Source organism: Pseudomonas sp. TWI628 (genome assembly GCF_039673865.1).
Classification (GTDB): Bacteria; Pseudomonadota; Gammaproteobacteria; order Pseudomonadales; family Pseudomonadaceae; genus Aquipseudomonas.
Genome location: NZ_JBDJMM010000022.1, coordinates 114,219 through 120,853, shown reverse-complemented (window position 1 = coordinate 120,853; position 6,635 = coordinate 114,219). Strand labels below are relative to the sequence as shown.

The window sequence follows — 6,635 nt, the reverse complement described above, 5'->3', positions numbered from 1 at the left end:
AATTTGCGGTTCTGTACGGAGATCGGTTCATCAGGCCGACCTGGTGAAAATCAGGGCCTGCCTAACGGCAGGCCGTTACCGGCCCGCACACAAAAAATCTGACAGTCCCGACATGCGCTTCTGATGCCAACGTATGTGCCGGCCCCCACGCCGGCACATACTTTGGGAAGTTTCCCACAGCCCCACAAGCCACTTTCTTCGTCCATCCTCATGGATAATGTGCACCCTCTTCCACGCCAGCCCATGAAGCTCTGGCTCAAGCACCTGCAAGGACGTTCCGTGTTCAGATTGTTTTCCCCCACGCTTCTCACCGCTGCCTTGGTCGCCTTGGCGGGCTGTCAGACCAAACCAGCGCCACCCAAGGTCCCGAAGACCTTCATTCACGACATGCAGCAAGCCCTCAGTTACAGTATCGCCACCGCAAACACCGGCAAGCAGGCCGGCGTTGTCAGGCTGCGGGTCACCTTGAACAGGCACTCTGCGCCCATCGCTTGCAAAGCCCTCAGGGCGCCCCCCCGCCACGACCTGTTGCTGCCTGCCGACATACCACGCTCGGACTTCAAGGCACTGGCCAGCTTGGTAGAGGCGCAATGCTGGGTGACCATCTACCCCATCGTGCCCGACGCCCTGTATGACGAAAACAATACCGTGGAGATCGTCGCGCCGCTGATCGTGAATCTACCGGCCGCCGCCCAGGCGTCTGGCAGTGTGCGCGGGGTGGCAAACGCACAGCGCGAGTACTTCTGGCAGCATCTGTTGCGCGATGAACCGGTGACCAGCGTCGGTAACGCAGCGGTGTACTACCAGGCCAATGCCCGGGGCAAGGTCGAAGGTTGCCTGGTGCAGCTCTATCAACATCCACTGCGGCCGGATGACTTCCGGCTTGATGGCGACTTACAGGCTCGACTCAACAATCGCTGCATGGCGCTTGATCTGAGCCGCATGCCAGGCTTTTCCCCAGATATGCATGGTGTGGCCAAGGGCTCCAGCAAAATGGAATACGCACCTTGGCGAGTGGGCCGACTGTAGCGCTATTGGCGGTGGTAACGGATATCCCGATGTCGCCCTGAACGAAGCAGCCCACTGCGCTACTTCAAGGCACCGGCCTATACCTTGTTCGGCACCTTTGCCCGCTATCGGCTGGATGAACACACCCACCGGGCGAGTGCGCAACCTGACCGATGAGGGTACGCCAAGCAAGCCTACGGGTTGCAGTACTACATGGGGGCACCGCGGACCTTCGAGGTGGCGGTGGACATGCGCTGCTGACGCTGGATTTGCGCCGGGGCAATGGGGGGCGTCATCACCCCCTGCTGCTAGGCCGACACCGCGCCAATGAAGTTGGCCAGCTCGGCTGTCTGCGGTGCGGCGAATACCTCGCGAGGGTTGCCCACTTCATGCACCTTGCCGTGGTGCATGAACACCAGCTTGTCGCCCACTTCACGGGCGAAACGCATTTCGTGGGTAACCATGATCAGGGTCATGCCCTCGCTGGCCAGTTGACGCACCACGCCCAGCACCTCATTGACCAGTTCAGGGTCGAGCGCCGAGGTGATCTCGTCGCACAGCAGTACCTTGGGTGACATCGCCAGGGCCCGGGCAATGGCCACGCGCTGCTGCTGGCCGCCGGAAAGCCGGTCGGGGAAGGCATCGAACTTCTCCGCCAGGCCCACCCGTGCCAGCATCTGTTCGGCCAGTTGGCGCGCTTCGCTGCGGCTGGCCTTCTTCACCACCTGCGGCGCAAGCATCACATTCTCGCCCACGCTCAGGTGAGGAAACAGGTTGAACTGCTGGAACACCATGCCCACCTTCTGGCGCAAGGCGCGCAGGTCGGCGCGGCTGGCGTCGAGGTATTCGCCATCGACTTCGATCACGCCGTCGCTGATCGACTCCAGGCCGTTGAGGGTGCGCAGCAAGGTACTCTTGCCCGAGCCGCTACGGCCGATGATGGCCACCACCTGGCCCTCCTCGATGCTCAGGTCGACGCCCTTGAGCACGTGGTTGTCGCCATAGTACTTGTGCAGTGCAGACACTCTAAGCAGGGGCATGCAGCCTCCTTTCCAGGTAACGGGCGCTCAGCGAGAGCGGATAGCAGAGAATGAAATAACCCAGCGCGACCAGGCCGTAGACCATGAACGGCTCGAAGGTGGCGTTGGCCAACATGCCGCCGGTCTTGGTCAGCTCGGTGAAGCCGATGATCGAGGTCACCGCCGTGCCCTTGACCACCTGCACCGAGAAGCCCACGGTCGGGGCGACGGCAATGCGCAGAGCCTGCGGCAGGATGACGTGGCGCAATTGCTCCAGGCGGCTCAGCGCCAGGCTGCCGGAGGCCTCCCACTGGCCACGCGGGATGGCGTCGACACAACCGCGCCAGATTTCGGCGAGGAAGGCGCTGGTGAACAGGGTCAAGGCAATGGCCGCTGCCATCCAGGCCGACACATCGAGGCCGAACAGGGCAATGCCGAAAAACACCATGAACAGTTGCATCAACAGCGGCGTGCCCTGGAACAGCTCGATATAGCCACGCGCCAGCCCGCGCCACAGCGGTTGCTCCGATAGCCGCCCGACCAGCACCAGCAGCCCGGCCAGGCCACCGCAGACGAAGGCCAGTAATGACAGCAGCAAGGTCCACTGCAAGCCGACCAGCAAGTTGCGCAGGATGTCCCAGAAGGTGAAGTCCATCAGCGTCTCCCCATCAGCAGGCGCTGCCCCAGCCAGGCCAGTGCCTGGCGCAAAAGAATGGCCATGAGCAGGTACAGCGCGGTGGTCAGCAGGTAAGTTTCGAACGCACGGAAGTTGCGCGACTGGATGAAGTTGGCAGCGAACGACAGCTCCTCGGTGGCAATCTGCGAACACACCGCCGAGCCCAGCATGACGATCACGATCTGGCTGGACAGTGCCGGCCAGACCTTGGCCAACGCCGGCTGCAGCACCACATGGCGGAACGCCTCGAAGCGGTTCATGGCCAAGGCTGCGGCGGCTTCCAGCTGCCCCTTGGGGATGGCCTGGATACCTGCACGGATGATCTCCGTGGAATAGGCGCCCAGGTTGACCACCATGGCCAGCACCGCCGCCTGCCATTCGCTCAAGCGAATACCCAGCGCAGGCAGGCCGAAGAAGATGAAGAACAGCTGGACGATGAAAGGCGTATTGCGGACCAGCTCCACGTACAGGCCGAACAGCGCGTCGAAGGGCCGTACGTGCCAGGCGCGCACACCGGCACCCAGCACGCCGATGGCTACGCCCAGCAAGGTGCCGACCGCCGTCAGTTGCAGGGTGAACCAGGCGCCCTTGAGCAGCAGGTCGGCCTGGGCCAACACAGGGGCGAAGTCGAATTCATAGGCCATGGTGACAGGCTCCGGGCGCCGCTCAGAGGTCGGCCGGCAGCGGCTGTTTCAACCATTTTTCGGCATTGCGGTTCAGGCTGCCGTCCGCCTTGGCGGCCTCCAGCGTGGCGTTGACCTTGTCCATCAGCGCAGGCTCGTTCTTGGCCATCCCCACGTAGACCGGCGAATCCTTGAGCTTGACCTTGACCACTGGCACCTTGGCCGGGTTCTTCTCGGCGATGGCCGCCATCACCACGCTGCCGCTGGCAATCAGCTCGACCTGCCCGGAGAGGTAGGCGGCGATGGTCGAGTTGTTGTCCTCGAAGCGCTTGATCACCGCACCTTTGGGGGCCACGGCGCTGAGTTCCATGTCTTCGATCGAGCCGCGGGTGACGCTGATGGTTTTGCCGGCGATCGCGTCGATCCCGGCGATGTCCACGTCGGTCGGGCCGAACACGGCCAGGTAGAACGGTGCATAGGGGCGGGAAAAATCGATGACAGCGGCACGCTCGGGGTTCTTGCCCAGGCTGGAGATCACCAGGTCGACTTTGCCGGTGGTGAGAAACGGAATGCGGTTGGTGCTATTGACCGGCGTCAGCGCCAGTTTCACCCCCAGCTTGTCAGCCAGCAGCTGCGCGGTATCGATGTCCAGGCCACGGGGCTTGAGGTCGGGGCCGACCGAACCGAAGGGCGGGAAGTCCTGCGGCACCGCCACTTTGAGCACGCCACGGGCGCCGATGTCGGCCAGCGCATCGGCCTGCGCGCCTGGCAACGCCAGGGCGCCGCTGCAAAACAGAGTGGCCAGGAACAGGGTGCGGAATGTCTTCATCGGATGGCCTCGCGGAGATTCAGGAAATGGACTGCTGGCTGGGCAGTGCACGGGCCATGCCAAAATGCGCCTCGGCCCGCCACGAACGTGTCGAAAGCGCGCACTGAACGGTCTTACTGGTCTGAACAGTTGCCAGGCAGCCGCCTGCGCCGCAGGGGGCACGCCCCGCTTTCGTGCAGCCGGGCAATACGCTGCGCCAGCGCGGAGCAACACTTGCCAGCGCACGGTAATCGCCGTAAAAAGCCAAAGTCATCGCCCTCCGACCGGTCTGAACAGCATGCTCGATACCCTCCCCCGCGCCGTCCCCGAACAGGCCCTGCAAGGCATCCGCAAGCTGATCGACGAAGGCGCCTATCAACCCGGCGATGCCCTGCCCTCGCAGCGTGACCTTGCCGAGCAACTGGGGGTGAGCCGGGCATCGCTGCGTGAAGCGCTGTCGTCGCTCAGTGCCCTGGGCCTGGTCAGCGTGCAGCCGGGCAAGGGCGTGTTCGTGCAAGCGACCGCACCGGCGGCCTCGACGTTTGCCTGGCCTTATGCCGAACAGGTGTCCGCCAGTGACACCTTCCAGTTGCGCTACGCCCTGGAAGGCTTTGCCGCCGGGCAAGCGGCACTGGCCTTGACCGCAGACGACATCGATCGCCTGGAGGAGAATGTCGAGGCGATGCACCGGGAGTTGCGTGCGGGCCGCTTCGAAGCCGCAGCCCAACTGGACTTCGCGTTCCACCAACGGTTGCTGCAGGCCTGCGGCAACCACGCGATGCTGCAGGTGATCACCGCAAGCCAGGAGATCTTCCTGGAGAGCCAGAAGCTGCCCTTCATTCGCCCGGAACGCGCCATGGAAACCTGGCAGGAACACCGCAAGATCCTCCGCGCCCTGAGCCGCCGCTCGCAGGCGGCCGCGCAGAAGGCGATGCAGGAGCACATCCGCAATGCGGCCTCGCGCACCGGGGTGGTGTTTTCGGTGTAGCGCCTGCCCGTGGCGGTCGAAACAGATATCCCGATGTCGCCCTCAACGATGCGCCTGTCCCCGCTGGCCGGTCTACTGGCCCTAGATAACAACGATGGCGCGCCTGAGCGCGCCACATTCATCCAGGCTGCCTATGGAAACCGGAGAGCTTCCGTATGTCTGCATCGCATGAGGTATCCCCCGCCACCCTGCGCAGGGTCATCGCCGCCTCGGCCATCGGCAACTTCGTCGAATGGTTCGACTTCGCCGTCTATGGCTTCCTCGCCACACTGATCGCCAGCCAGTTCTTCGCCAGCGAAGATGGCAGCGTCGCCCTGCTCAAGACCTTCGCCGTGTTTGCCGTGGCCTTCGCCTTGCGCCCGCTCGGCGGTATCGTGTTCGGCGCACTCGGCGACCGCCTGGGGCGCAAGCGCATCCTGTCGCTGACCATCCTGCTGATGGCCGGCTCCACCACCTTGATCGGCCTGCTGCCGACCTACGCCAGCATCGGCCTTGCCGCACCGGCGCTGCTGACCCTGGCGCGCTGCCTGCAGGGGTTCTCCGCCGGCGGTGAATATGCCGGCGCCTGCGCCTACCTGATGGAGCATGCACCCCGCAACAAGCGCGCGTTCTATGGCAGCTTCGTGCCGGTGTCGACCTTCTCCGCCTTTGCCTGCGCGGCGGTGATCGCCTATGGCCTGGAGGCCAGCCTGTCGGCCGAGGCGATGAGCGCCTGGGGCTGGCGCATCCCGTTCCTGGTGGCTGCACCGCTGGGGCTGGTGGGCTTGTACCTGCGCTGGCGCATGGAGGAGACCCCGGCGTTTCGCGAGGCTGTCGCCCAGGGCAAGGAGCATGAGCACTCGCCGCTCAAGGAAACCCTGCGCAACCACGGCCGGGCGATCCGCAACCTGGGCATGTTCATCTCGCTGACGGCGCTGTCGTTCTACATGTTCACCACCTACTTCGCCACCTACCTGCAAATGGTCGGTAACCTGACCCGCGCCCAGTCGCTGCTGGTGACCACCGTGGCGTTGCTGTTCGCTGCCGTCGGTTGCCCGCTGGCTGGGGCCTTCTCGGACCGGGTCGGGCGGCGCAAAACCATTGGTTTCACCTGCCTGTGGGTGATGGTCTGCGTGTTCCCCGCTTACTGGCTGGCCAGTTCCGGTTCGATGTCGGGGGCGCTGCTGGGGGTGATCCTGCTGGCGGTGGGGGCGTTGTGCAGTGGCGTGGTGACGGCGGCGCTGCTGTCGGAAAGCTTCCCGACGCGGACCCGCTATACCGCTTCGGCGATCACCTACAACGTGGCCTACACCCTGTTTGGCGGTACCGCGCCGCTGGTAGCGACCTGGCTGATCGGGCAGACCGGCAGCAGCCTGGCGCCAGCGTTCTACCTGGTAGTGATCGCGCTGGTGGCGCTGGTGGGTGGGTTGGCGTTGCCGGAGACATCGCGGATCTCGCTGCATGATGAAGCCGGAAATGATGTGAGCCCTCAGGTCCGCACTTCGGCCTGAGGCACTTGGGGCCGCAAAGCGGC

General features: G+C 64.3%; 7 protein-coding genes. 3 read left to right on the top strand and 4 right to left on the bottom strand.

Annotated features, from left to right (window positions below; translation table 11 throughout):
- The first annotated feature begins 123 nt into the window (after positions 1-123).
- Positions 124-1,029, top strand: coding sequence for a hypothetical protein (locus ABE528_RS18475; RefSeq protein WP_346653726.1), 906 nt, complete (start codon positions 124-126; stop codon positions 1,027-1,029).
- Positions 1,030-1,316: 287 nt separating this feature from the next.
- Here the strand turns inward: ABE528_RS18475 and ABE528_RS18470 are convergent, their stop codons facing one another.
- The 4 genes from ABE528_RS18470 to ABE528_RS18455 are packed head-to-tail and all read right to left on the bottom strand — an operon-like array spanning position 1,317 to position 4,155.
- A complete protein-coding gene (locus ABE528_RS18470) occupies positions 1,317-2,048 on the bottom strand; it encodes an amino acid ABC transporter ATP-binding protein (RefSeq protein ID WP_346653725.1) in 732 nt (243 codons plus the stop codon).
- Complete coding sequence (locus tag ABE528_RS18465) at positions 2,035-2,685, bottom strand: amino acid ABC transporter permease (RefSeq protein ID WP_178120065.1); 651 nt, start codon at positions 2,683-2,685, stop codon at positions 2,035-2,037. The genes ABE528_RS18470 and ABE528_RS18465 overlap by 14 nt, the downstream gene beginning before the upstream one ends.
- A complete protein-coding gene (locus ABE528_RS18460) occupies positions 2,682-3,347 on the bottom strand; it encodes an amino acid ABC transporter permease (protein ID WP_346653724.1) in 666 nt (221 codons plus the stop codon). The genes ABE528_RS18465 and ABE528_RS18460 overlap by 4 nt, the downstream gene beginning before the upstream one ends.
- A gap of 22 nt (positions 3,348-3,369) precedes the next feature.
- Positions 3,370-4,155 (bottom strand): transporter substrate-binding domain-containing protein, encoded by a 786-nt coding sequence (locus ABE528_RS18455; RefSeq protein WP_346653723.1) that lies wholly within the window; start codon positions 4,153-4,155, stop codon positions 3,370-3,372.
- Between the two features lie 277 nt (positions 4,156-4,432).
- On the opposite strand from ABE528_RS18455, the gene ABE528_RS18450 reads away from it, so the two are divergent.
- Together ABE528_RS18450 and ABE528_RS18445 are read left to right on the top strand one after the other, a co-directional pair.
- The gene (locus tag ABE528_RS18450) at positions 4,433-5,122 is read left to right on the top strand and encodes a FadR/GntR family transcriptional regulator (RefSeq protein ID WP_346653722.1); all 690 of its coding nucleotides are present in this window, start codon (positions 4,433-4,435) and stop codon (positions 5,120-5,122) included.
- A 155-nt stretch (positions 5,123-5,277) separates the two neighbouring features.
- On the top strand, positions 5,278-6,612 hold the full coding sequence (locus tag ABE528_RS18445; RefSeq protein WP_152956052.1) for an MFS transporter: 1,335 nt from the start codon (positions 5,278-5,280) through the stop codon (positions 6,610-6,612).
- The last annotated feature ends 23 nt before the right edge of the window (positions 6,613-6,635 follow it).

Excerpts from the sequence above, each read along its gene's own strand:
- ABE528_RS18475 (WP_346653726.1), top strand. The coding sequence starts at position 124 with ATGCCAACGTATGTGCCGGCCCCCACGCCGGCACATACTTTGGGAAGT.
- ABE528_RS18470 (WP_346653725.1), bottom strand. The coding sequence starts at position 2,048 with ATGCCCCTGCTTAGAGTGTCTGCACTGCACAAGTACTATGGCGACAAC.
- ABE528_RS18460 (WP_346653724.1), bottom strand. The coding sequence starts at position 3,347 with ATGGCCTATGAATTCGACTTCGCCCCTGTGTTGGCCCAGGCCGACCTG.
- ABE528_RS18455 (WP_346653723.1), bottom strand. The coding sequence starts at position 4,155 with ATGAAGACATTCCGCACCCTGTTCCTGGCCACTCTGTTTTGCAGCGGC.
- ABE528_RS18450 (WP_346653722.1), top strand. The coding sequence starts at position 4,433 with ATGCTCGATACCCTCCCCCGCGCCGTCCCCGAACAGGCCCTGCAAGGC.
- ABE528_RS18445 (WP_152956052.1), top strand. The coding sequence starts at position 5,278 with ATGTCTGCATCGCATGAGGTATCCCCCGCCACCCTGCGCAGGGTCATC.